At 60.3% G+C, this 24807-nt stretch carries 21 protein-coding genes; 20 read left to right on the top strand and 1 reads right to left on the bottom strand.

Features of this window, described 5'->3' with window-relative positions:
* Positions 1 to 42 precede the first annotated feature (42 nt).
* Positions 43 to 825 carry a type I methionyl aminopeptidase gene (gene map, locus A9971_RS08295; protein ID WP_011059523.1) on the bottom strand — a complete coding sequence of 261 codons (783 nt, stop codon included), beginning with the start codon at positions 823 to 825 and terminating at the stop codon, positions 43 to 45.
* A gap of 407 nt (positions 826 to 1232) precedes the next feature.
* Here map and rpsB point away from each other — a divergent pair, with 407 nt between their 5' ends.
* The 20 genes from rpsB (at position 1233) to kdsA (ending at position 24771) form a co-directional block, all read left to right on the top strand.
* A complete protein-coding gene (gene rpsB, locus A9971_RS08300) occupies positions 1233 to 1970 on the top strand; it encodes a 30S ribosomal protein S2 (protein ID WP_011059524.1) in 738 nt (245 codons plus the stop codon).
* Positions 1971 to 2173: 203 nt separating this feature from the next.
* Positions 2174 to 3040, top strand: coding sequence for a translation elongation factor Ts (tsf, locus tag A9971_RS08305; RefSeq protein ID WP_011059525.1), 867 nt, complete (start codon positions 2174 to 2176; stop codon positions 3038 to 3040).
* Positions 3041 to 3249: 209 nt separating this feature from the next.
* The gene (pyrH, locus tag A9971_RS08310) at positions 3250 to 3993 is read left to right on the top strand and encodes a UMP kinase (RefSeq protein ID WP_011059526.1); all 744 of its coding nucleotides are present in this window, start codon (positions 3250 to 3252) and stop codon (positions 3991 to 3993) included.
* Complete coding sequence (frr, locus tag A9971_RS08315; protein WP_011059527.1) at positions 3990 to 4547, top strand: ribosome recycling factor; 558 nt, start codon at positions 3990 to 3992, stop codon at positions 4545 to 4547. Before pyrH ends, frr begins: the two co-directional genes overlap by 4 nt.
* A 15-nt stretch (positions 4548 to 4562) precedes the next feature.
* On the top strand, positions 4563 to 5318 hold the full coding sequence (gene uppS / locus A9971_RS08320) for a polyprenyl diphosphate synthase (RefSeq protein ID WP_011059528.1): 756 nt from the start codon (positions 4563 to 4565) through the stop codon (positions 5316 to 5318).
* Entirely contained in the window at positions 5318 to 6124 is an 807-nt protein-coding gene (locus tag A9971_RS08325) for a phosphatidate cytidylyltransferase (RefSeq protein ID WP_183001385.1), read from the top strand. The genes uppS and A9971_RS08325 overlap by 1 nt, the downstream gene beginning before the upstream one ends.
* Positions 6121 to 7311, top strand: a complete 1191-nt coding sequence (gene ispC, locus A9971_RS08330; RefSeq protein ID WP_183001386.1) for a 1-deoxy-D-xylulose-5-phosphate reductoisomerase — start codon at positions 6121 to 6123, stop codon at positions 7309 to 7311. Before A9971_RS08325 ends, ispC begins: the two co-directional genes overlap by 4 nt.
* 49 nt (positions 7312 to 7360) lie before the next feature.
* Entirely contained in the window at positions 7361 to 8713 is a 1353-nt protein-coding gene (gene rseP, locus A9971_RS08335) for a sigma E protease regulator RseP (RefSeq protein ID WP_011059531.1), read from the top strand.
* A 74-nt stretch (positions 8714 to 8787) separates the two neighbouring features.
* Positions 8788 to 11178: an outer membrane protein assembly factor BamA gene (gene bamA, locus A9971_RS08340; protein ID WP_183001387.1), complete on the top strand. Its 2391-nt coding sequence runs from the start codon at positions 8788 to 8790 to the stop codon at positions 11176 to 11178.
* Positions 11179 to 11223: 45 nt separating this feature from the next.
* Positions 11224 to 11727, top strand: a complete 504-nt coding sequence (locus tag A9971_RS08345; RefSeq protein ID WP_011059533.1) for an OmpH family outer membrane protein — start codon at positions 11224 to 11226, stop codon at positions 11725 to 11727.
* Positions 11728 to 11730: 3 nt separating this feature from the next.
* A complete protein-coding gene (gene lpxD, locus A9971_RS08350) occupies positions 11731 to 12786 on the top strand; it encodes a UDP-3-O-(3-hydroxymyristoyl)glucosamine N-acyltransferase (RefSeq protein ID WP_011059534.1) in 1056 nt (351 codons plus the stop codon).
* Between the two features lie 109 nt (positions 12787 to 12895).
* Entirely contained in the window at positions 12896 to 13336 is a 441-nt protein-coding gene (fabZ, locus tag A9971_RS08355) for a 3-hydroxyacyl-ACP dehydratase FabZ (RefSeq protein WP_007924058.1), read from the top strand.
* Positions 13333 to 14109, top strand: a complete 777-nt coding sequence (gene lpxA / locus A9971_RS08360; RefSeq protein ID WP_183001388.1) for an acyl-ACP--UDP-N-acetylglucosamine O-acyltransferase — start codon at positions 13333 to 13335, stop codon at positions 14107 to 14109. The genes fabZ and lpxA overlap by 4 nt, the downstream gene beginning before the upstream one ends.
* A 2-nt stretch (positions 14110 to 14111) precedes the next feature.
* Positions 14112 to 15236: a lipid-A-disaccharide synthase gene (gene lpxB, locus A9971_RS08365; protein WP_065364546.1), complete on the top strand. Its 1125-nt coding sequence runs from the start codon at positions 14112 to 14114 to the stop codon at positions 15234 to 15236.
* A 17-nt stretch (positions 15237 to 15253) separates the two neighbouring features.
* Entirely contained in the window at positions 15254 to 15886 is a 633-nt protein-coding gene (gene rnhB / locus A9971_RS08370; RefSeq protein ID WP_015634336.1) for a ribonuclease HII, read from the top strand.
* A 69-nt stretch (positions 15887 to 15955) separates the two neighbouring features.
* Positions 15956 to 19477 (top strand): DNA polymerase III subunit alpha, encoded by a 3522-nt coding sequence (gene dnaE, locus A9971_RS08375; protein ID WP_183001389.1) that lies wholly within the window; start codon positions 15956 to 15958, stop codon positions 19475 to 19477.
* 139 nt (positions 19478 to 19616) lie between these two features.
* Positions 19617 to 20564 (top strand): acetyl-CoA carboxylase carboxyltransferase subunit alpha, encoded by a 948-nt coding sequence (locus tag A9971_RS08380; RefSeq protein WP_011059539.1) that lies wholly within the window; start codon positions 19617 to 19619, stop codon positions 20562 to 20564.
* A gap of 133 nt (positions 20565 to 20697) precedes the next feature.
* Positions 20698 to 22014, top strand: a complete 1317-nt coding sequence (gene tilS, locus A9971_RS08385) for a tRNA lysidine(34) synthetase TilS (protein ID WP_152685983.1) — start codon at positions 20698 to 20700, stop codon at positions 22012 to 22014.
* Positions 22015 to 22288: 274 nt separating this feature from the next.
* Complete coding sequence (locus A9971_RS08390; RefSeq protein WP_011059541.1) at positions 22289 to 23920, top strand: CTP synthase; 1632 nt, start codon at positions 22289 to 22291, stop codon at positions 23918 to 23920.
* Between the two features lie 5 nt (positions 23921 to 23925).
* Positions 23926 to 24771: a 3-deoxy-8-phosphooctulonate synthase gene (kdsA, locus tag A9971_RS08395; RefSeq protein ID WP_011059542.1), complete on the top strand. Its 846-nt coding sequence runs from the start codon at positions 23926 to 23928 to the stop codon at positions 24769 to 24771.
* Positions 24772 to 24807 lie beyond the last annotated feature (36 nt).

Below are 24807 nucleotides of genomic sequence, written 5' to 3' on the forward strand. Positions count from 1 at the left end.
GCTTTCCTTTCTATCTATAAGGTCGGGACGCAGCGTTGTGGATCAGGCTGACACCCGGGCGATGGTGTCATCGCTGCGCAGGGTGAAGATCTCGTAGCCGGTCTCGGTGACCAGCAGGGTGTGTTCCCACTGCGCGGAGAGCTTGCGGTCCTTGGTGATGGCGGTCCAGCCGTCGCCCAGGACCTTCGTGTCGGCCTTGCCCTGGTTGATCATCGGCTCGATGGTGAAGGTCATGCCGGCCTTGAGCTCCATGCCGGTACCGGCACGGCCGTAGTGCAGGATCTGCGGCTCTTCGTGGAACACCTTGCCGATGCCGTGGCCGCAGAACTCGCGTACCACCGAGAAACCGTTCTTTTCCGCGTGCTTCTGGATCACTTCGCCGATGTCGCCCAGGCGGCAGCCCGGTTTCACCAGTTCAATGGCCTTGTACATGCATTCCTGGGTGATCTGCGACAGGCGCTCGGCCCAGACCGGCACGGTGCCGACGTGGAACATGCGGCTGGTGTCGCCGTGGTAGCCGTCCTTGATGACGGTCACATCGATGTTCAGGGTGTCGCCATCCTTCAGCGGCTTCTCGTTGGGAATGCCGTGGCACACCACGTGGTTGATCGAGGTGCAGATGGATTTGGGGAAGCCCTTGTAGTTCAGCGGGGCAGGGATCGCACCTTGCACATTGACGATGTAGTCATGGCAGATGCGGTCCAGTTCTTCGGTGGTGACACCGGGTTTGACATGCTCGGCAATCATTTCCAGCACGTCGGCGGCCAGTTTGCCGGCGACACGCATTTTGGCGATGTCCTCGGGAGTTTTGAGGGTGACGGTCATACAGGCTCTCTTGACGCCCAGGGGCGCGATAAACACGGAAATGGCTCGAAAACCCGCATGCGCAAGGCTTGGCCTACGATGGACCAACAAGGTTTTCAAAAGCCGCAAAGGTGCGATTCTAACAGAGGCTCAGCGCAAATCTGAGGTTCTGCTGGCGCTTCTCTCCATACAATGGTGCATTCTGGACCGATTCCAAGAGGCGGGCAAAATGCTTGCGGATCGCCGAGTGTGAATCCGGGTTCCGTTTTTGCCCTTGCTGTGGTATAAAATGCGCCGCTTTCCGGGGATGCCCCGAAAAGCTCAAACCCACACACGTGTCGACACGATGACCTGGGTGCCCTCAGCACAAGCTGTTGGTTGGTCATTGGGATACGTGGAGGCCTAACCCGACTTATTAAGGAACTATCATGTCCCAAGTCAACATGCGCGATATGCTGAAGGCCGGTGTGCACTTCGGTCACCAAACCCGTTACTGGAATCCGAAAATGGGCAAGTACATTTTCGGCGCGCGCAACAAGATCCACATCATCAACCTTGAAAAAACCCTGCCAATGTTCAACGAAGCTCTGACTTTCGTAGAGCGTCTGGCCCAGGGCAAAAACAAGATTCTGTTCGTCGGCACCAAGCGTTCCGCTGGCAAGATCGTTGCTGAAGAAGCAGCACGTTGCGGTTCGCCGTACGTCGATCACCGCTGGTTGGGCGGCATGCTGACCAACTACAAAACCATCCGTGCTTCCATCAAGCGTCTGCGTGACCTTGAAGTGCAAGCAGAAGACGGCACCTTCGCCAAGCTGACCAAGAAAGAGGCGCTGATGCGCACTCGCGATCTGGAAAAGCTGGATCGTTCCCTGGGTGGTATCAAGGACATGGGCGGCCTGCCTGACGCACTGTTCGTGATCGACGTTGACCACGAGCGCATCGCGATCACCGAAGCCAACAAGCTGGGCATCCCGGTCATCGGCGTTGTCGATACCAACAGCAGCCCGGAAGGCGTTGACTACATCATCCCAGGCAACGATGACGCCATTCGCGCCATCCAGCTGTACATGGGTTCGATGGCTGACGCTGTGATCCGTGGTCGCAACAACGTTGCTGGCGGCACCGAAGTGTTCGAAGAAGCTGCAGCACCGGCGGCTGAAGCCTGAGTAACTGACGCGTAGCGTTGACTCAGCACGCAAAAAGGGGGCTTGGCCCCCTTTTTGCCAACTCGAAAATCATTTCGTCGTCGCGCCCCGACAGTTTCTGTAATGCGGGGCTGTTATGAAGTGGTTTCGGGGCAATGCCCAAGAATTGAGCGCCCGTTCGATCGGGTGGAATGGTTGAAAACCTATCCAAGAGGATTTTGAAAATGGCAGAGATTACTGCAGCGTTGGTCAAAGAACTGCGCGAGCGTACCGGCGAAGGCATGATGGACTGCAAAAAGGCCTTGACCAAGGCCGGCGGCGACATCGAAAAAGCCATTGATGACATGCGTGCTTCCGGCGCCATCAAGGCTGCCAAGAAAGCAGGCAACGTTGCTGCTGAAGGCGCTATCGCCATCAAGGACGACGGTAAAGCCGCTGTCCTGCTGGAAGTCAACTCGCAGACCGACTTCCTGGCTCTGCAGGACGATTTCAAGGCATTCGTTGCCGCTAGCGTGGAAAAGGCTTTCGCTGACAAGCTGACCGACGCCGCTCCGCTGATCGAAGCTCAAGAAGCTGCCCGCCTGATCCTGGTTGGCAAGACTGGCGAGAACGTCAACATCCGTCGTCTGGCTCGCGTTGAAGGCGACGTGGTCGGCACCTACCTGCACGGTAACAAGATCGGTGTTGCGGTTGTTCTGAAAGGCGGTTCCGTTGAACTGGCCAAAGACATCGCCATGCACGTAGCGGCCAGCAACCCTGAGTTCCTGCTGCCATCGCAAGTTTCGGCTGAAGCGATCGAGCGTGAAAAGGCTGTGTTCCTGCAGCTGAACGAAGACAAGATGAAAGGCAAGCCAGCCGAAATCGTTGAAAAAATGATCGCTGGCCGTATCAGCAAGTTCCTGGCCGAAGCCAGCCTGGTTGAGCAAGCTTTCGTCAAGGACCCAGAAATCACCGTAGGTGCTCTGGCCAAGAAAGGCGGCGCTGAAATCGTTTCCTTCACCCGTTTCGCGGTAGGTGAAGGCATCGAGAAGAAAGAAGACAACTTCGCCGAAGAAGTTGCTGCACAACTGGCTGCTGCCAAGCAACAGTAAGACGGTTTTTTCAACTGTCGCCCAGAAGAGGCTGCCCGCTCACGCGCGCAGCCTCTTTTCAAATGGGCAGGGTAATTTAGTTGTTTATCCTCGGAACCGCCTTACAAAGTCGTGTTCTGATGGCGCTGTGACAGCGTCAAGCTAGAGTGAACGCAGGCTGTAAACAGCCCGCAAAGAATTTTTTAAATACGCCGCAGGAGAGATTCGCAATGGCTCAGCAGGGCAGTGGTTATCAAGCTCGCTATAAACGCATTCTACTCAAGCTTAGCGGCGAGGCCCTGATGGGCTCGGAAGAGTTCGGGATCGATCCCAAGGTGCTGGATCGCATGGCGCTGGAAGTCGGCCAGCTGGTTGGTATCGGCGTCCAGGTAGGCTTGGTGATCGGTGGTGGCAACCTGTTCCGTGGCGCTGCATTGAGCGCGGCCGGGATGGATCGGGTCACGGGCGACCACATGGGCATGCTGGCCACTGTGATGAACGCCCTGGCCATGCGTGATGCACTGGAACGTGCGAATATCTCGGCCATCGTGATGTCGGCTATTTCCATGGTCGGCGTGACCGATCACTATGACCGTCGCAAGGCGATGCGCCACCTGAACTCCAAAGAGGTGGTGATCTTCGCGGCCGGTACCGGCAACCCGTTCTTCACCACCGACTCCGCAGCCTGCCTGCGCGCTATCGAGATCGATGCCGACGTGGTGCTCAAGGCAACCAAGGTCGATGGTGTTTACACTGCAGACCCGTTCAAGGACCCGCATGCCGAGAAGTTCGATCATCTGACTTACGATGAAGTGCTGGATCGCAAGCTGGGAGTGATGGACCTGACGGCAATCTGCCTGTGCCGCGACCACAAGATGCCGCTGCGGGTATTTAACATGAACAAGCCCGGCGCCCTGCTGAATATCGTGCATGGTGGCGCTGAAGGAACCCTGATCGAGGAAGGCGAGCAATGATCAACGAAATCAAGAAAGACGCTCAAGAGCGCATGAAGAAATCCCTGGAGTCCCTGGCCCATGCATTCGGCCAGATTCGCACCGGCAAGGCTCACCCCAGCATCCTGGGCAGTGTGATGGTGCCTTACTACGGTACCGACACACCGTTGAGTGGCGTTGCCAACGTTACCGTGAAGGACTCCCAGACCCTGCAGGTAGTGCCGTTCGAGCGCAATATGCTCGGAGCCATCGACAAGGCCATCGGCAGTGCCGGTCTTAACCTCAATCCGACCAACCTGGGTGAGCTGCTGCTGATCAAGATGGCACCGCTGACCGAGGAAACCCGCAAGGGCTTCACCAAGCAGGCGCGTGCTGCCGCCGAGGATGCGCGGGTTGCAGTGCGCAATATTCGCCGCGATGCCCTGGGTGAGTTGAAGAAGCTGACCAAGGACAAGGAAATCAGCGAAGACGAAGAGCGCCGTGGCAGCGCCGAAATCGATAAGCTGATCAAGGACTTTGAAGCTCAGATCGCCAAGGCGACTGAGGAAAAAGAAAAGGACTTGATGGCCGTATAAGGGTCAGGCGTTTTCATGGAAAAGACCAAGCAGTCCGTGTTGTCCTCGGTGCCGCGCCATGTGGCGATCATCATGGACGGTAATAACCGCTGGGCAAAAAAACGCTTTATGCCGGGTGTCGCCGGGCATAAGGCGGGTGTCGATGCGGTACGTGCAGTGATCGAAGTGTGCGCTGAGGCCAAGGTCGAGGTGCTGACCCTGTTTGCCTTTTCCAGTGAGAACTGGCAGCGCCCGGCTGACGAAGTCAGTGCCTTGATGGATCTGTTCTTCAAGGCCCTGCGTCGTGAAGCCAAGCGCCTCAACGAGAACAACATCAGCCTGCGGATCATTGGCGATCGTTCACGCTTCCATCCCGAGTTGCAGGCGGCGATGCGCGAAGCGGAGGCCATTACCGCGGGCAGTGATCGTTTCATCCTGCAGATCGCCGCCAACTATGGCGGCCAGTGGGATATCGCTCAGGCCGCCCAGCGCCTGGCGCGCGAGGTCCAGGCCGGGCATCTGCGGCCTGAGGACATCACTCCGGGCCTGCTGCAGACCTGCCTGGCGACCGGCGACCTGCCGCTGCCGGACCTGTGCATCCGGACCGGTGGCGAGCATCGCATCAGCAATTTCCTGTTGTGGCAGCTGGCCTATGCCGAGCTGTATTTCTCCGACCTGTTCTGGCCGGACTTCAAACACGAAGCCATGCGTAACGCATTGGCCGATTACGCATCTCGCCAGCGGCGCTTCGGTAAGACGAGCGAGCAGGTCGAGGCTGGAGCCCGGGTTTAATGCTTAAACAACGAATCATTACTGCGCTGATCCTGCTGCCGATCGCCTTGTGCGGGTTCTTCCTGCTCGAAGGCTCGGGGTTCGCCCTGTTCATCGGTCTGGTGGTAAGCCTCGGTGCCTGGGAGTGGGCGCGTCTGGCGGGCTTCGAGGCGCAGCCGGCTCGGGTGGCCTTCGCCGTGGTGGTGGCGGCGCTGTTGTTCCTGATGCATCTGGTTCCGGGCGTTGCGCCCTGGGTGCTGGGGGCTGCGGTGCTGTGGTGGGCGCTGGCGACCTACCTGGTGCTGACCTATCCGCGTTCCAGCGAGCAATGGTCCGGTGCCGCCTCCAAGTTGTTGATCGGCCTGCTGATCCTGCTGCCGGCCTGGCAAGGGCTGGTGTTCATCAAGCAATTGCCACTGGGCAACTGGTTGATCATGGCGGTGATGGTGCTGGTGTGGGGCGCGGATATCGGTGCCTACTTCTCCGGCAAGGCCTTCGGCAAGCGCAAGCTGGCGCCCCAGGTCAGCCCGGGCAAGAGCTGGGAGGGCGTGTACGGCGGCCTGGCGTTGAGCCTGGTGATCACCGCGGTGGTGGGGCTGGTGCGTGACTGGACCCTGGGGCAGATGATCCTGGGGCTGCTGGGTGCAGCGATCGTTGTATTCATTTCGGTGGTCGGCGACCTGACCGAGAGCATGTTCAAGCGCCAGTCGGGTATCAAGGACAGTAGTAACCTGTTGCCCGGTCATGGTGGGGTGCTGGACCGCATCGACAGCCTGACCGCGGCCATTCCGGTGTTTGCCGTGCTGTTGTGGATGGCTGCGCTGTGACTGCTGTACAGCAGATCACGGTTCTGGGGGCTACCGGCTCTATCGGTCTGAGCACCCTGGATGTGATTGCCCGTCATCCGGATCGTTATCAAGTGTTTGCCCTGACGGGCTTCACGCGTCTGGCCGAGTTGCTGGCGTTGTGCGTAAAACATGAGCCCCGTTTTGCGGTGGTGCCCGAGGCCGCGGCCGCCAGCCGCCTTCAGCAAGATTTGCGCGCCGCCGGCCTGGCTACCCAGGTGCTGGTGGGGGAGCAGGGGTTGTGCGAGGTGGCCTCGGCTCCGGAAGTCGATGCCGTGATGGCGGCGATTGTCGGTGCGGCGGGGTTGCGCCCGACTCTGGCGGCGGTTGAGGCTGGCAAGAAGATCCTGTTGGCCAACAAGGAAGCGCTGGTGATGTCTGGCGCGCTGTTCATGCAGGCAGTGGGCAGGAGTGGTTCCGTGCTGTTGCCTATCGACAGTGAACACAATGCGATCTTTCAATGCATGCCCGCGGATTTTTCCCGCGGGCTGAGTCGGGTCGGTGTGCGACGTATTCTTCTGACGGCTTCGGGCGGTCCTTTCCGTCAGACGCCTCTGGAAGAGCTTGAGCATGTTTCCCCCGAACAGGCCTGTGCCCATCCGAACTGGTCCATGGGGCGCAAGATCTCCGTGGACTCGGCAAGCATGATGAACAAGGGGCTGGAACTGATCGAGGCCTGCTGGCTATTTGATGCCAGGCCTTCCCAGGTCGAAGTGGTGGTGCACCCGCAAAGCGTGATCCACTCGCTGGTGGATTACGTCGACGGCTCGGTCCTGGCGCAGTTGGGTAATCCGGATATGCGCACCCCGATCGCCAATGCCCTGGCCTGGCCGGAGCGCATTGATTCCGGTGTAGCGCCGCTGGATCTGTTCGCCATTGCTCGCCTGGATTTCCAGGCACCCGACGAGCAGCGGTTCCCTTGCCTGCGCCTGGCACGGCAAGCTGCCGAGGCGGGTAACAGCGCTCCGGCCATGCTGAATGCGGCCAATGAGGTGGCGGTATCGGCGTTTCTCGAGCGGCGCATCCGCTACCCGGAGATCGCGAGTATCATCGATGAGGTTTTAACCCGTGAGCCTGTGGTCGCAGTCAATGAACTCGACGCAGTGTTTGCGGCAGACGCCAGGGCTCGAGTCCTGGCGCAACAATGGTTGCAGCGTAACGGGCGATAGGATTCGCGACCGGGGCGAGTGGCGGCGAATAGGATTGCGGAGAAAGTAGATGAGCGCGCTCTATATGATTGTCGGCACCCTGGTAGCCCTGGGTGTGCTGGTCACCTTCCATGAATTCGGTCACTTCTGGGTCGCCCGTCGCTGTGGCGTCAAGGTTCTGCGCTTCTCCGTGGGCTTTGGCATGCCCTTGCTGCGCTGGCATGATCGTCGCGGCACCGAGTTCGTCATCGCCGCTATCCCGCTGGGCGGCTATGTGAAGATGCTGGATGAGCGTGAAGGCGAGGTAGCTGCCGAGGAGCTCGATCAGTCCTTCAACCGCAAGTCGGTTCGCCAGCGTATCGCGATTGTTGCTGCCGGTCCGATTGCCAACTTCCTCCTCGCACTGGTGTTTTTCTGGGCCCTGGCGATGCTGGGCAGCCAGCAGGTGCGGCCGGTCATCGGTGATGTAGAGGCTGGCAGTATTGCTGCCAAGGCCGGGCTCAGTGCCGGCCAGGAAATCGTCGCCATCGACGGCGAGCCGACTACCGGCTGGGCGGCCGTGAACCTGCAACTGGTGCGGCGCCTGGGTGAAAGCGGTGCGCTGCAGGTGCTGGTGCGTGAGCAGGGCGCCACTGTGGATTCGCCGCGCCAGCTGGAATTGGATAAATGGTTGAAAGGGGCTGATGAGCCGGATCCGATTCGCTCCCTGGGCATTCGTCCGTGGCGTCCGGCCCTGCCGCCGGTGCTGGCTGAACTTGACCCCAAGGGCCCGGCCCAGGCCGCTGGCCTGAAGACCGGCGATCGTCTGTTGGCCCTTGATGGCCAGCCCCTCAATGACTGGCAGCAAGTGGTGGATTGGGTCCGTGTGCACCCTGATACGAAAATTGTGCTGCATGTCGAGCGCGATGGTGCTCAAATCGACGTCCCCGTGACCTTGGCCAGCCGCGGCGAAAGCAAAGCGCCAAATGGCTACCTGGGGGCCGGGGTGAAAGCGGTAGATTGGCCGCCGCAGATGCTTCGCGAGGTCAGCTACGGGCCGTTGGAGGCGATTGGTGAAGGGGCCCGACGGACCTGGACCATGAGCGTCCTGACCCTCGAATCGCTGAAGAAAATGTTGTTCGGCGAGCTCTCGGTAAAAAACTTGAGTGGACCGATAACCATTGCTAAAGTGGCGGGCGCTTCTGCCCAGTCGGGCATTGCTGATTTCTTGAATTTCCTTGCTTATCTGAGTATTAGCCTGGGTGTTCTGAATTTGTTGCCCATCCCGGTGCTGGATGGGGGGCATTTGCTGTTTTATCTGATCGAGTGGGCGCGTGGTCGTCCCTTGTCGGATCGGGTGCAAGGTTGGGGGATACAGATCGGTATCAGCTTGGTGGTCGGAGTCATGTTGCTTGCTCTGGTCAACGATCTGGGTCGTCTGTAACGCTTCGCTGAATTGCGAATCTGCCGCATTTTGCGGCAGTTTGTTTATTGCCAGTTGGAATAAGAAAGGACTTCATGAAACGTCTGCTGCTAACTGCGGTTCTCACCGTATTGATGATCGCCGAAGTTCACGCCGAGTCCTTCACTATCTCCGATATCCGCGTCAACGGCCTCCAGCGCGTTTCCGCGGGTAGCGTCTTTGGTGCCTTGCCGTTGAACGTCGGCGAGCAGGCGGACGACCGTCGCCTGGTGGAATCCACTCGTGCGCTGTTCAAAACCGGTTTCTTTCAAGACATCCAGCTGGGCCGCGATGGCAACGTCCTGGTCATCACGGTAGTCGAACGTCCGTCGGTTGCCAGTATCGAGATCGAAGGCAACAAGGCGATCTCTACTGAAGACCTGATGAAAGGGCTCAAGCAGTCCGGTCTGGCGGAAGGTGAAATCTTCCAGCGCGCGACCCTCGAAGGCGTGCGCAACGAGCTGCAGCGTCAATATGTCGCTCAGGGTCGTTACTCGGCCAGCGTTGAAACCGAAGTCGTGCCGCAGCCACGTAACCGGGTTGGCCTGAAGGTCAAGATCAACGAAGGCACAGTCGCAGCCATCCAGCACATCAACGTGGTAGGCAACACCGTCTTCCCCGATGAAGACCTGATCGGCCTGTTCGAACTCAAGACCACCAACTGGCTGTCGTTCTTCAAGAACGACGACAAGTACGCCCGTGAAAAACTCTCCGGTGACCTGGAGCGCCTGCGTTCCTACTACCTGGACCGCGGCTATATCAACATGGATATCGCCTCGACCCAGGTGTCCATCACCCCGGACAAGAAGCATGTCTACATCACCGTCAACGTCAACGAAGGCGAGAAGTACAGCGTTCGTGACGTAAAGCTCAGCGGTGACCTGAAAGTCCCTGAAGACCAGGTCAAGGCGCTGCTGCTGGTGGAGAAGGGCCAGGTGTTCTCGCGCAAGCTGATGACCACCACTTCCGAACTCATCACTCGCCGCCTGGGCAACGAGGGTTATACCTTCGCCAACGTCAACGGCGTGCCTCAGCCTCACGATGAAGACCACACCGTGGACATCACCTTTGTGGTGGACCCGGGCAAGCGTGCCTACGTCAACCGCATCAACTTCCGTGGCAACACCAAGTCCGAGGACGAAGTGCTGCGCCGCGAGATGCGCCAGATGGAAGGCGGCTGGGCTTCGACCTACCTGATCGATCAATCCAAGACTCGTCTTGAGCGCCTGGGCTTCTTCAAGGAAGTCAACGTCGAGACCCCGGCCGTGCCGGGTGTGGATGACCAGGTAGACGTGAACTACGCGGTTGAAGAACAAGCGTCCGGTTCGATCACCGCCAGCGTCGGTTTTGCCCAGAGCGCGGGCCTGATCCTCGGTGGTTCGATCACCCAGAACAACTTCCTGGGTACCGGTAACAAGGTCAGCATCGGCCTGACCCGCAGCGAATACCAGAGCCGCTACAACTTCGGCTACGTAGACCCCTACTGGACCGCCGATGGCGTGAGCCTGGGCTACAACGCCTTCTATCGCACCACTGACTACAAAGACCTCGACGTCGACGTGGCCAGCTATGCGGTGGACAGCCTGGGTGCCGGCGTCAGCGTGGGCTACCCGATCAGCGAGACTTCGCGTCTGACCTTCGGTCTGACTGCGCAGCAGGACAAGATCAAGACCGGCCTGTACACCGTCGACGAAATCTTCGACTTCGTGAACAAGCAGGGCGACAGCTACCTGAACTTCAAGGCCTCGGCCGGCTGGTCCGAATCGACCCTGAACAAAGGCGTATTGGCGACCCGCGGTCACTCGCAAAGCCTGGTGCTGGAAACCACCACCCCGGGCAGCGATCTGTCGTTCTTCAAGCTCGACTACCGTGGCCAGTTGTTCACGCCGTTGAGTGAGAACTACACCATGCGCTTCCATACCGAGCTGGGTTATGGCGACGGCTTTGGTGATACCAAGGGCTTGCCGTTCTACGAGAACTACTATGCTGGTGGCTTCAACTCGGTACGTGGCTTCAAGGACAGCACTCTGGGCCCACGCAGTACTCCTAGTCGTGGTGCTGGTGTAACCGGTAACGTCGGTACGGCTGCCGACCCGGACCAGGATCCGCTGCCATTCGGCGGTAACGTATTGATCCAGGGTGGTGCCGAGTTGCTGTTCCCGTTGCCTTTCGTCAAGGATCAGCGCTCGCTGCGTACCTCCTTGTTCTGGGATGTGGGTAACGTCTTCAACTCTCGCTGTGAAAGCACGTCCAACACCATTGCGGCGTCGAACGTGAAAACGCAGTGCAACGATATCAGCCTGAGCAATCTGGCCAGTTCGGTTGGTGTCGGTGTGACTTGGGTCACCGCTCTGGGTCCATTGAGCTTCGCCCTGGCGATGCCGATCAAGAAACCGGATGACGCTGAAACCCAGGTGTTCCAATTCTCTCTCGGTCAGACTTTCTAATAGCCTGATCCAAGATAACGACAATGGATTTTGTAGGAGTGCATCGTGCGTAAGTTGACTCAATTGGTTCTCCTGGCCACCGTTCTGGTCGCGAGCCCGGCATTTGCCGAAATGAAAATCGCCGTCCTGAACTATCAGATGGCCCTGCTGGAATCTGACGCAGCCAAGAAGTACGCCGTGGATGCCGAGAAAAAGTTCGGTCCGCAGTTGACCAAGCTGAAGACTCTGGAAAGCAGCGCCAAAGGCATCCAGGACCGTCTGGTGGCCGGTGGCGACAAGATGCAGCAGGGCGAGCGTGAACGCCTGGAGCTCGAGTTCAAGCAAAAGGCCCGTGACTTCCAGTTCCAGTCCAAAGAGCTGAACGAAGCCAAAGCCGTTGCCGACCGCGAAATGCTCAAGCAGCTGAAGCCGAAGCTGGACAGCGCTGTGGAAGAAGTCATCAAGAAAGGCGGTTTCGACCTGGTCTTCGAGCGTGGCGCAGTGATTGATGTCAAACCTCAGTACGACATCACTCGCCAGGTTATCGAGCGTATGAATCAGCTGAAGTAAGCCATGACCGCGACCATAAAGCTCGGCCAGTTGGCCGAGTTCCTCGGCGCCACCTTGAGTGGCGACGGGGAGAAGGAAATCACTGGGCTAGCCACCTTGCAGGAGGCTGGCCCAGCTCAGTTGAGCTTTTTGGCAAATCCCCAGTACCGCAAGTACTTGGTGGACTGTCAGGCCGGCGCGGTGCTGTTGAAGGCCGCGGATGCCGAAGCCTATGCCGGTGATGCACTGGTAGTGGCCGATCCCTACCTGGCCTATGCGCGCATTTCCCATTTGTTCGATCCCAAGCCAAAGGCACAGGCAGGTGTTCATCCTTCTGCGGTGATTGCCGCTGATGCGCAGGTAGATCCTGCGGCCAGCATTGGCCCCTTTGCCGTGATCGAGAGCGGTGCGCGGATTGCTGCAGGTGTGACCATCGGCGCTCACTGCTTTATCGGCGCCCGCTGCGAAATCGGCGAAGGTGGCTGGTTGGCACCACGGGTGACCCTGTACCACGACGTGCGTATCGGCAAGCGTGTGGTCATTCAGTCAGGTGCTGTGCTGGGGGGGGAAGGCTTTGGTTTTGCCAATGAAAAAGGCGTCTGGCAGAAAATCGCCCAGATTGGCGGCGTGACCATCGGTGACGATGTGGAAATCGGCGTCAACACGGCGATCGACCGCGGTGCCCTGGCCGATACCGTCATTGGCAATGGCGTGAAGCTGGACAACCAGATCCAGATCGCCCACAACGTCCAAGTCGGTGATCACACCGCCATGGCTGCTTGTGTGGGGATCTCCGGCAGTACCAAGATCGGCAAGCACTGTATGCTCGCCGGTGGCGTGGGCCTGGTTGGGCATATCGATATTTGCGACAACGTATTCCTCACCGGGATGACCATGGTGACCCACTCGATTACCGAACCGGGCGCCTACTCTTCCGGTACGGCCATGCAGCCTGCTGCCGAGTGGCGCAAAAGCGCGGCACGCATCCGCCAGCTGGATGACCTTGCACGGCGCTTGCGTCAGTTGGAAAAGCGCGTTGGGGACGTGACCCCCGGCGGCAATGCTTCATCTGATGGCTGATACCATTTCCATATCAAGTGTGCACAGCCGCTAGACTGCCTCCTTGATTTGCTAGAGGAGCCTGCGTTAGTCGCGCGCTCCCACTCTTTACTACAGGCTTCCCCCCGAAATGATGGACATCAACGAGATTCGCGAATACTTGCCTCACCGTTACCCTTTCCTGTTGGTGGATCGGGTAGTGGACCTGGATGTTGAAGGCAAGTGCATTCGTGCCTACAAGAATGTCAGCATCAATGAACCGTTCTTCAATGGTCACTTCCCTGCGCACCCGATCATGCCGGGCGTGCTGATCATCGAGGCCATGGCTCAGGCTGCGGGCATTCTCGGTTTCAAGATGCTCGACGTGAAGCCCGCCGACGGCACCCTCTATTACTTCGTCGGTTCCGACAAGCTGCGCTTCCGCCAGCCGGTGCTGCCGGGCGACCAGCTGATCCTTGAAGCCAAGTTCATCAGCTGCAAGCGCCAGATCTGGAAGTTCGAATGCCAGGCTTCGGTCGACGGCAAGCCGGTGTGCTCTGCCGAGATCATCTGTGCGGAACGCAAACTATGAGTTTGATTGACCCTCGCGCAATCATCGATCCGACGGCCGTCCTGGCCGACGACGTTGAGGTTGGCCCGTGGTCGATCGTCGGCGCTGGTGTGGAAATCGGCGAGGGTACAGTGATCGGGCCCCATGTGATTCTCAAGGGCCCTACCCGGATCGGTAAGCACAACCGCATCTACCAGTTTTCGTCGGTAGGTGAGGACACGCCTGATCTGAAATACAAGGGCGAGGAAACCCGCCTGGTGATCGGTGACCACAACGTGATCCGCGAAGGCGTGACCATTCACCGTGGCACCGTCCAGGATCGTTCCGAAACCACTCTGGGTGATCACAACCTGGTCATGGCCTATGCCCACATCGGCCATGACAGTGTTATCGGCAACCACTGCATCCTGGTCAACAACACCGCCTTGGCCGGCCATGTGCATGTGGATGACTGGGCGATTCTCTCCGGTTTCACCCTGGTGCATCAGTATTGCCATATCGGCGCCCACAGCTTTTCCGGCATGGGCACCGCCATCGGCAAGGACGTGCCGGCATTCGTCACCGTATTCGGCAACCCCGCCGAAGCCCGCAGCATGAACTTCGAAGGCATGCGCCGTCGCGGCTTCAGCGAAGATGCGATCCACGCGCTGCGTCGTGCCTACAAAACGGTCTATCGCCAGGGGCTGACGGTTGATCAGGCCTTGGCCGAGCTGGCCGAGCTGGCTGCACAGTTCCCTGAAGTCGCGGTCTTTCGTGACTCGATCCAGTCCTCGACTCGCGGCATCACCCGTTAATCATGAGCACTCTGCGTATTGCGCTGGTGGCTGGCGAAGCCTCCGGCGACATTCTCGGCGCCGGTTTGATGCGAGCTCTCAAGGTTCAGCACCCGGCCGTCGAATTCATAGGGGTCGGTGGTCCGCTGATGGAGGCCGAAGGCCTTGTTTCCTACTTCCCCATGGAGCGCCTGGCGGTCATGGGGCTGGTAGAGGTGCTTGGGCGCCTGCGTGAGCTGCTGGCTCGACGCAAGAAGCTGATCCAGACCCTGATTGCTGAAAAGCCGGATGTGTTTATCGGTATCGATGCCCCGGATTTCACCCTGAATATCGAACTCAAGCTGCGTCAGGCCGGGATCAAGACCGTGCACTACGTCAGCCCTTCGGTCTGGGCCTGGCGGCAGAAGCGGGTGCTGAAGATCCGCGAAGGCTGCGACCTGATGCTGACCCTGTTCCCCTTCGAAGCCCGCTTCTATGAAGAGAAGGGGGTACCGGTGAAGTTCGTCGGTCACTCTCTGGCCGATGCCATTCCGCTGGAGGCCGACCGAGCCGCTGCACGCGCGGAGCTGGGGTTGCCAGAAGGGCCGTTGGTGGCCTTGATGCCCGGTAGTCGCGGTGGCGAAGTAGGGCGCCTGGGCGCCTTGTTCCTCGATGCCGCTCAGCGCCTGCGGGCCATGCGCCCCGGCGTGCGTTTCATCATGCCTTGCGCCAGCCCGGAGCGGCGGGTCCAGCTGGAGCAGTTGCTGGCCAATCGTGATCTGCCACTGACGTTGCTCGATGGCCAGTCCCACAAGGCGCTGGCTGCTTGCGATGCGGTGTTGATCGCCTCCGGTACCGCGACCCTGGAAGCCTTGCTCTACAAGCGCCCGATGGTCGTGGCTTATCGCCTGGCGCCGCTGACCTTCTGGATTCTCAAGCGCATGGTCAAGAGCCCGTACATTTCCCTGCCGAACCTGCTGGCCCAGCGCCTCCTGGTGCCTGAGCTGCTGCAGGACGATGCCACGGCCGATGCTCTGGCCCAGACCTTGTCGCCGCTGATCGAAGGTGGTGAAGAGCAGACTCGCGGCTTTGACGAGATCCACCGAACCTTGCGTCGCGACGCATCCAACCAGGCCGCGCAAGCCGTGCTTGGGCTGATCGGCAAATGACTGTGAGTAACCCGAAAATGCAAATGGGCCTGGATTTCACCCTGGTGGCGGACGCCGAGGACCTGGTGGCCGGGGTCGATGAGGTCGGCCGCGGCCCTTTGTGTGGTGCAGTGGTCACCGCGGCAGTGATTCTCGACCCGACGCGGCCGATTCTCGGCCTCAACGATTCGAAGAAGCTCACCGAAGCCCGGCGCGAGAAGCTGTTCGACGAAATCTGCGAGAAAGCCCTGAGCTGGTGCATCGCCCGGGCTGAGGTCGAGGAAATCGACGAGCTGAATATCCTCCATGCCACCATGTTGGCCATGCAGCGCGCGGTGGAGGGGCTGAGTGTGACCCCGAAGCTGGCGATGATCGATGGCAACCGTTGCCCGAAGCTGGCGATGCCGGCTGAAGCGGTGGTCAAGGGCGATAGCAAGGTTCCGGCGATTGCTGCGGCATCGATCCTGGCCAAGGTCAGCCGTGACCGAGAAATGGCCGCTTTCGAGCTGATCTATCCGGGATATGGCATCGGTGGCCACAAGGGCTACCCGACCCCGGTGCATCTGGAAGCCCTGGCCCGCCTGGGGCCGACGCCGATTCACCGGCGCTCTTTCGCTCCGGTGCGGCAAGCCTACGAAGCCCGCGAGGCGCTGGGCGAGATTCAGTCCTGAGGCTGATGTTTTAGTCGAGGCCCGGTACAATCCGGGCCTTGTTGTTTTCGCGCTTATTACAGGATCACTATGCCGGCTTCATTCGTTCACCTGCGCCTGCACACTGAATATTCCCTGGTCGACGGTCTGGTGCGGATCAAGCCGCTGGTCAAGGCGCTGGCCGGCATGGGCATGCCGGCGGTGGCGGTCACAGACCAGAACAACATGTGTTCCCTGGTCAAGTTCTATAAAACCAGCATGGGTGCGGGGATCAAGCCGATCTGCGGCGCCGACCTGTGGCTGTCGAACAAGGACCCGGATAACCCCCTGAGCCGCATCAGCCTGCTGGTGATGAACGCCGTGGGTTACCGCAACCTGACCGAGCTGATTTCCCGCGGCTTCATCGATGGCCAGCGCAACGGCCAGATCATCATCGAGCGTGAGTGGGTGGCGGAGGCCGCGGAAGGCCTGATCATGCTCTCGGCGGCCAAGGAGGGCGAGATCGGCATGGCCCTGATCGCCGGCGATCTCGAGGTTGCCGAGACCCTGGCCCGGGAGTGGATGGCCGTATTCCCCGAGCGCTTCTACCTGGAAGTCCAGCGTACCAACCGCCCCAACGACGAAGAGCAATTGCACGCTGCGGTGGCCCTGGCCGACAAGATCGGCGCGCCGCTGGTGGCTACCAACGACGTGCGTTTCATCAAGCAGGAAGACTTCGAAGCCCACGAAACCCGGGTTTGCATCGGTGAAGGCCGGGCCCTGGACGATCCGCGTCGCTCAAAGAACTACAGCGACCAGCAGTACCTGAAAAGCGCCGAAGAAATGGCCGAGCTGTTCAGTGACCTGCCCGAGGCGCTGGAAAACACTGTCGAGATCGCCAAACGCTGCAACATCGAGGTCAAGCTGGGCAAGCACTTCTTGCCTGACTACCCGATTCCCGATGGCATGACCATCGATGAGTATTTTCGCAAGGTTTCCTTCGACGGCCTGGAAGAGCGCCTCAGCGTGCTGCTGCCCAAGGACACCACCGAGGACTACGAGGCCAAGCGTCAGGTCTACGTCGACCGGCTGAATTTCGAACTGGATATCATCATCCAGATGGGCTTCCCCGGTTACTTCCTGATCGTTATGGACTTTATCCAGTGGGCCAAGAACAACGGCGTACCGGTAGGTCCGGGCCGGGGGTCGGGTGCCGGTTCCCTGGTGGCGTATGTGCAGAAGATCACTGACCTCGATCCGCTGGAATACGACCTGCTGTTCGAACGTTTCCTTAACCCGGAACGGGTCTCCATGCCCGACTTCGACGTCGACTTCTGCATGGACGGTCGCGACCGGGTGATCGACTACGTGGCCGAGAAATACGGCCGCAACGCGGTGAGCCAGATCATCACCTTCGGTTCCATGGCGGCCAAGGCGGTGGTGCGTGACGTGGCGCGGGTGCAGGGCAAGTCTTACGGCCTGGCCGACCGTCTGTCGAAGATGATCCCCTTCGAAGTCGGCATGACCCTGGAAAAAGCCTACGAGCAAGAGGAGATCCTGCGGGACTTCATCAAGGTCGATGAAGAGGCGGCGGAAATCTGGGAGATGGCGCGCAAGCTCGAGGGCGTGGTGCGCAACGTCGGCAAGCACGCCGGGGGTGTGGTGATCGCGCCCACCAAGCTCACCGACTTCTCGCCGATCTACTGCGACGAAGAGGGCGGTGGCCTGGTGACCCAGTTCGACAAGGATGACGTCGAGGCGGCCGGCCTGGTGAAGTTCGACTTCCTCGGTCTGCGGACCCTGACCATCATCGACTGGGCACTGAAAACCATTAACCGCGACCGCGCCAAGGTCGGCGAGGAGCCGCTGGATATCGCCTTTATCCCGCTGGACGACAAGCCGACCTACAGCCTGTTGCAGAAAGCTGAAACCACCGCAGTATTCCAGCTTGAATCCCGGGGCATGAAGGAGCTGATCAAGAAGCTCAAGCCCGACTGCCTGGAAGACCTGATCGCACTGGTGGCCCTGTTCCGTCCGGGGCCGCTGCAATCGGGCATGGTGGATGACTTCATCAACCGCAAGCACGGCCGCGCCGAGCTGGCCTACCCGCACCCGGACTATCAGTACGACGGCCTGCAGCCGGTACTGGCACCGACCTACGGCATCATCCTGTACCAGGAACAGGTGATGCAGATTGCCCAGGTCATGGCCGGCTACACCCTGGGCGGTGCGGACATGCTGCGCCGGGCCATGGGTAAGAAAAAGCCCGAAGAGATGGCCAAGCAGCGGGGCGGCTTCATTGAAGGTTGCGCCAGCAACAACATCGATGCAGACCTGGCGGGCAACATCTTCGACCTGGTGGAAAAGTTCGCCGGCTACGGCTTCAACAAATCCCACTCCGCCGCCTACGGCCTGGTGTCGTACCAGACCGCCTGGCTCAAGGCGCACTACCCGGCGCCGTTCATGGCGGCGGTACTCTCCGCGGATATGCACAACACCGACAAGGTCGTGACCTTGATCGAGGAAGTGCGGATCATGAAGTTGCGCCTCGACGCGCCGGACGTGAACACCTCCGAGTTCAAGTTCACGGTGAACGACGAAGGTCGCATCGTCTACGGCCTGGGGGCGATCAAGGGCGTCGGCGAGGGGCCGGTGGAAGCCATCACCGAAGCCCGCGAGGCAGGGCCTTTCAAGGATCTGTTCGATTTCTGCGCCAGGGTCGACCTCAAGCGCATCAACAAGCGGACCCTGGACGGCTTGATTCGAAGCGGCGCCCTGGACCGCCTGGGGCCGCACTTCTTCGATGAGCCCAAGGCCTACCAGGCCAATATCGACCAGAACCGCGCCGTGCTGCTGGCGGCCATGGAAGAAGCGATCAAGGCTGCGGAGCAGACCGCCCGTACCCACGACAGTGGCCACGCCGACCTGTTCGGCGGGGTCTTCGTCGATGAGGATGCGGATGTCTACGCCAACCATCGCAAGGCCAAGGAACTGACCCTCAAGGAACGCCTGAAAGGCGAGAAAGACACCCTGGGGCTGTACCTGACCGGGCACCCGATCGACGAATACGAAGGCGAGATCCGTCGTTTCGCCCGCCAGCGCATCATCGACCTGAAGCCGGCCCGGGATACCCAGACCGTGGCCGGCATGATCATCGCCCTGCGGGTGATGAAGAACAAAAAGGGCGACAAGATGGGCTTCATCACCCTCGACGACCGCTCGGGGCGGATCGAGGCCTCGCTGTTTGCCGATGCGTTCCATTCGGCGCAGTCGCTGCTGCAGACCGACGCCATGGTGGTGGTGGAGGGCGAGGTCAGCAACGACGACTTCTCCGGCGGCCTGCGCCTGCGGGTCAAGCGGGTGATGAGCATGGAGGATGCGCGGACCAACCTGGCGGAAAGCCTGCGCCTGAAGATCCACAGCGATGCCCTGAAGGGCGATCAGCTACGCTGGCTGGGTGATCTGTTCAAGCGCCACCGCGGCGCATGCCCGATCACCATGGAGTACACCCGGGATGACGCCAAGGCCCTGCTGCAGTTTGGCGAGAACTGGCGGATCGATCCGGCGGACAGCTTGATTCAAGCCCTGCGTGACCAGTTCGGGCGAGACAACGTCTTCCTCCAATACCGTTGACGGTGAGGTGCCATCATTGCGCCTCATCGTCACTTGAATTTTTAATCTCGACCTCAACGCGTCCGTCCCTTAAGGTAGGGCGCGAATAGACAACCGGCCGGCCCAAGCTCCCTTGGACGTCGAGCCCAGACGGACGCCTATGAACCCGAATTTTCTTGATTTCGAACAGCCGATCGCCGACCTGCAAGCCAAGATCGAAGAGTTGCGCTTGGTCGGTAATGACAATTCGCTGAATATCGGCGATGAGATTTCCCGCCTGCAGGACAAGAGCAACACCCTGACCGAGGACATCTTCGGCAAGCTCACCAGCTGGCAGATCGCACGTCTGGCGCGGCACCCGCGTCGCCCGTACACCCTGGACTACATCCAGCACATCTTCACCGAGTTCGACGAGCTGCATGGCGATCGCCACTTCTCTGACGACGCCGCCATCGTAGGCGGCGTTGCTCGCCTGGACGAGCAGCCGGTAATGATCATCGGGCACCAGAAAGGCCGTGAAGTACGCGAAAAGGTCCGCCGCAACTTCGGCATGCCGCGTCCGGAAGGCTACCGCAAGGCCTGCCGCCTGATGGAAATGGCCGAGCGCTTCAAGATGCCGATCCTGACCTTCATCGACACTCCGGGCGCCTATCCGGGCATCGACGCTGAAGAGCGCAACCAGAGCGAGGCCATTGCCTGGAACCTGCGAGTCATGGCGCGCCTGAAGACTCCGATCATCGCCACCGTGATCGGTGAAGGTGGTTCTGGCGGTGCCTTGGCCATCGGTGTCTGTGACCAGTTGAACATGCTGCAGTACTCCACCTACGCGGTGATCTCGCCGGAAGGCTGCGCCTCGATCCTGTGGAAAACCTCGGAAAAGGCTGCCGATGCCGCCGAAGCCATGGGTATTACCGCCGAGCGCCTCAAAGGCCTGGGTATTGTCGACAAGGTCATCGGCGAGCCATTGGGCGGTGCCCATCGGGATCCGGCTGCCGCAGCGGCCTCGATCCGTGCCGAACTCAGCACGCAGCTGGCCATGCTCAAGGAAATGGACAACGACACCTTGCTGGCCCGTCGCTATGACCGCCTGATGAGCTACGGTCTCTGATCGAGCACTGCCTCCCCTTGTAGGGGCACGCTCGTTCGCGACCCAGGCGCCGCCATCGATTCGATGGCGGCGTTGTTGCTTATGCGGGCAAGCAGTACGCCACCCGGCCGCTCCTACAGGTCTTGAACACGTCATGAACGCTCTCTCCGCCAAACTACTGCAAAGCCTCGCGCCCTGGCGCGACTCCAGGAGTTGGCGCGTGGCTTTCTCCGGTGGCCTGGATTCCACCGTCCTGTTGCATCTGCTCGCCGATCTGGCGCAGCACCATCGCCTTCCTCCACTTTCGGCTGTGCATATCCATCATGGGCTTCAGGCTGCGGCCGACGCCTGGCCGGAGCATTGTCAGGCCTTCTGTGATGCGCTGGGGGTGCCGCTGCAGGTGCTTCGCGTCCAGGTGCCAGCCGGTGCCAGCCTGGAGCGCGCCGCCCGCGAGGCACGCTATGGCGCTTTCGCACGGCTCACGGCGAGCACTGAAGTGCTGCTGACGGCGCAGCATCGTGACGACCAGGCGGAAACGCTGCTGTTCCGCCTGCTGCGCGGTGCCGGAGTCAGGGGCTTGTCGGCAATGCCGTCAGCGCGGCCATTGGGCGACGGGCACCTGCTGCGACCCTTGCTTGATGTGTCACGTGCCGAACTGCAGTGCTACGCCGTGGAGCATCAGTTGAGCTGGGTCGAAGACCCATCCAACGCCGATCATCAGTATTCGCGCAATTACCTGCGCCACCAGGTCATGCCGGCGATTACCGCGCGCTGGCCCCAGGCGGCACTCAGCATGAGCCGCAGCGCCGCGCACTTGAATGAAGCCCAGGGCCTGCTCGATGAGCTGGCGCTCATGGATCTGGATGCAGCCCGCGGTGCTAGCGTCTGGCCCTGGCTGGATCTGCCCTCACTGGCTCTGGCACCTTTGCAGTCTTTGTCGGGCGCGCGCCAACGCAATGCCTTGAGCCATTGGTTGAGCCGGTTTGGCCGTTTGCCGGATACCGATCACTGGCGTGGCTGGGACAGCCTGCGAGATGCGGGTGCCGAAGGGCGACCGGTGTGGCGTTTGGCCGATGGCGAGTTGCATCGTGCGGCAGGGCGAGTCTGGTGGCTGTCCGGCAGCTGGCTGCAACCGGTCGACGGACGGTTGCAGTGGCTCGATCCGCAAAAGCCCTTGCATCTGCCGGGCAACGGTCAGGTGTCGTTCCCTGGGCCAGTGCCGACCGGGTCGCTGCATATCCGCTATCGCCAGGGGGGCGAGATCATGCACCTGGCCGGCCGCGGCCATCGGGACTTGAAGCGTTTGCTCAATGAAAGCGGGCTGCCGGGTTTCGTCCGTGGCAGATTGCCGCTGCTGTATCAGGACGACCGCTTGCTCGCGGTGGCGAACCTGCCGGCACTTGCGACAAACCCCCAGGGTGGCTGGCCATTGCAATGGCTGCCACCAACCAGCGATCAAGGTTTGAGCTGAAAGGGGCTTTCCGGTAGACTACGCTCCCTTCTTGATACAACTTCTGTGGATTCGCCTGAATTGCAGGAGTTGCCGATTACCAAGCAGTCTTTGCTGGGCGATTCCAAAAAATGTGTAGCGAGCAACCTACCGGTGTTTTTGCATCCGGTCTGTCACCACGCGGCGGTTTTTTTGAAAGGTGCACTGTGATTAATGCAGGTGATCGGGGGCTTCGGCCTTCCTTCGCTTTCCCCGGCGGCACTGACCGCTTTAACGCAGACTTCTAGGGTTTTTCATGACGCGCTACATATTCGTCACGGGCGGTGTTGTTTCTTCATTGGGGAAAGGCATTGCCTCGGCTTCATTGGCGGCCATCCTGGAGGCGCGGGGGCTTAAGGTCACCATGCTCAAGCTGGACCCGTACATCAACGTCGACCCGGGCACCATGAGCCCGTTCCAGCACGGTGAAGTGTTCGTCACCCACGACGGCGCCGAGACCGACCTGGACCTGGGCCACTACGAGCGGTTCATCCGCACGACCATGACCCAGAACAACAACTTCACCACCGGCCGCGTGTACGAGCACGTGCTGCGCAAGGAGCGCCGTGGTGATTATCTGGGTGCCACCATCCAGGTGATTCCGCACATCACCGACGAGATCAAGCGTCGCATCATCAAGGGCGCCGGCGATGCCGACGTGGCCTTGGTGGAAATCGGCGGTACCGTGGGTGACATCGAGTCGCAACCGTTCCTCGAAGCCATCCGTCAACTGCGTGTGGAAGTCGGTTCCAAGCGCGCGATGCTGATGCACCTGACGCTGGTTCCGTACATCGCCACCGCTGGCGAGACCAAGACCAAGCCGACCCAGCACTCGGTAAAAGAGCTGCGTTCGATCGGCTTGCAGCCGGACGTGCTGATCTGCCGCTCCGACCATCCGGTGGATGTGTCGTCGCGCCGCAAGATCGCGCTGTTCACCAACGTTGAAGAGCGTGCGGTGATCTCCCTGGAAGACGTCGACACCATCTACAAGATCCCGGCCGTGCTGCACGCCCAGGGCCTGGACGATTTCGTCGTCGAGCGTTTCGGCCTGCAGTGCAACGGTGCTGACCTGTCCGAGTGGGAAAAAGTGGTGGACGCCAAGCTCAACCCAGAGCACGAAGTCACCATCGCCATGGTCGGCAAGTACATGGAACTGCTGGACGCCTACAAGTCGCTGATCGAAGCGATGAGTCATGCCGGCATTACCAACCGTACCAAGGTCAACCTGCGCTACATCGATTCCGAAGACATCGAGAACCAGGGCACCGCGCTGCTGGAAGGCGTCGACGCGATCCTGGTTCCAGGCGGTTTCGGCCTGCGTGGCGTGGAAGGCAAGATCACCGCGGTGCAATACGCTCGCGAGAACAAGGTGCCGTACCTGGGTATCTGCCTGGGCATGCAAGTGGCGGTCATCGAGTTCGCCCGTAATGTCATGGGCTGGAAAGACGCCAACTCCACCGAGTTCGATCGCACCAGCGGCCATCCGGTCGTCGGCCTGATCACCGAGTGGGAAGACGCCACCGGTGCCGTTGAAGTGCGTACCGAAGCTTCCGACCTGGGCGGCACCATGCGTCTGGGCGCTCAGGAATGCTTGCTGGAAGCGGGCTCCAAGGTCCACGACTGCTACGCCAAGGACGTGATCATCGAGCGTCACCGTCACCGCTACGAAGTGAACAACAAGCTGCTGCCGCAACTGATCGAAGCTGGCCTGAAGATCTCCGGTCGCTCGGGTGACGGCGCGCTGGTTGAAGTGGTCGAGGCCCAGGATCATCCATGGTTCGTCGCTTGCCAGTTCCACCCCGAGTTCACCTCGACTCCCCGTGACGGCCACCCACTGTTCAGCGGTTTCGTCAAAGCAGCATTGGCTCAACACCAGAAGAAGGCGTGACCCTGATGGCGCAGAAGATCATCCGCGTAGGCAACATCGAGATCGCCAACGACAAGCCGATGGTGCTGTTCGGCGGCATGAACGTGCTGGAAAGCCGCGACATGGCGATGCAGGTCTGTGAAGAATACGTGCGGGTCACCGAGAAGCTCGGTATCCCCTACGTGTTCAAGGCCAGTTTCGACAAGGCCAACCGTTCGTCGGTGACCTCCTACCGTGGCCCGGGCCTGGAAGAAGGCATGCGGATTTTCGAAGACGTGAAGCAGGCCTTTGGCGTGCCGATCATCACTGACGTCCACGAGCCGGCCCAGGCTGCCGTGGTCGCCGAAGTCTGCGACATCATCCAGCTGCCGGCCTTCCTTTCGCGGCAGACCGACCTGGTGGTGGCCATGGCCAAGACCGGCGCGGTGATCAACATCAAGAAAGCCCAGTTCCTCGCACCCCAGGAAATGAAACACATCCTGAGCAAGTGCGAAGAGGCGGGCAACGATCAGTTGATCCTCTGCGAGCGCGGTTCCAGCTTCGGCTACAACAACCTGGTCGTGGACATGCTCGGCTTCGGCATCATGAAGCAGTTCGAATACCCGGTGTTCTTCGATGTGACCCACGCCCTGCAGATGCCGGGTGGTCGCGCCGACTCCGCTGGCGGTCGCCGGGCCCAGGTCACCGACCTGGCCAAGGCCGGCATGAGCCAGTCTCTTGCCGGGCTGTTCCTCGAAGCCCATCCGGATCCGGACAACGCCAAGTGCGACGGTCCTTGCGCCCTGCGCCTGGACAAGCTCGAGCCGTTCCTGGCCCAGCTCAAGGCCCTGGACGAGCTGGTCAAGAGTTTTCCGACGGTAGAAACCGCGTAAAACCGATTTCTCCGGTAAAGTACCGCACGATTATTG

The organism is Pseudomonas sp. UME65, assembly GCF_014170225.1.
Classification (GTDB): Bacteria; Pseudomonadota; Gammaproteobacteria; order Pseudomonadales; family Pseudomonadaceae; genus Aquipseudomonas; species Aquipseudomonas protegens.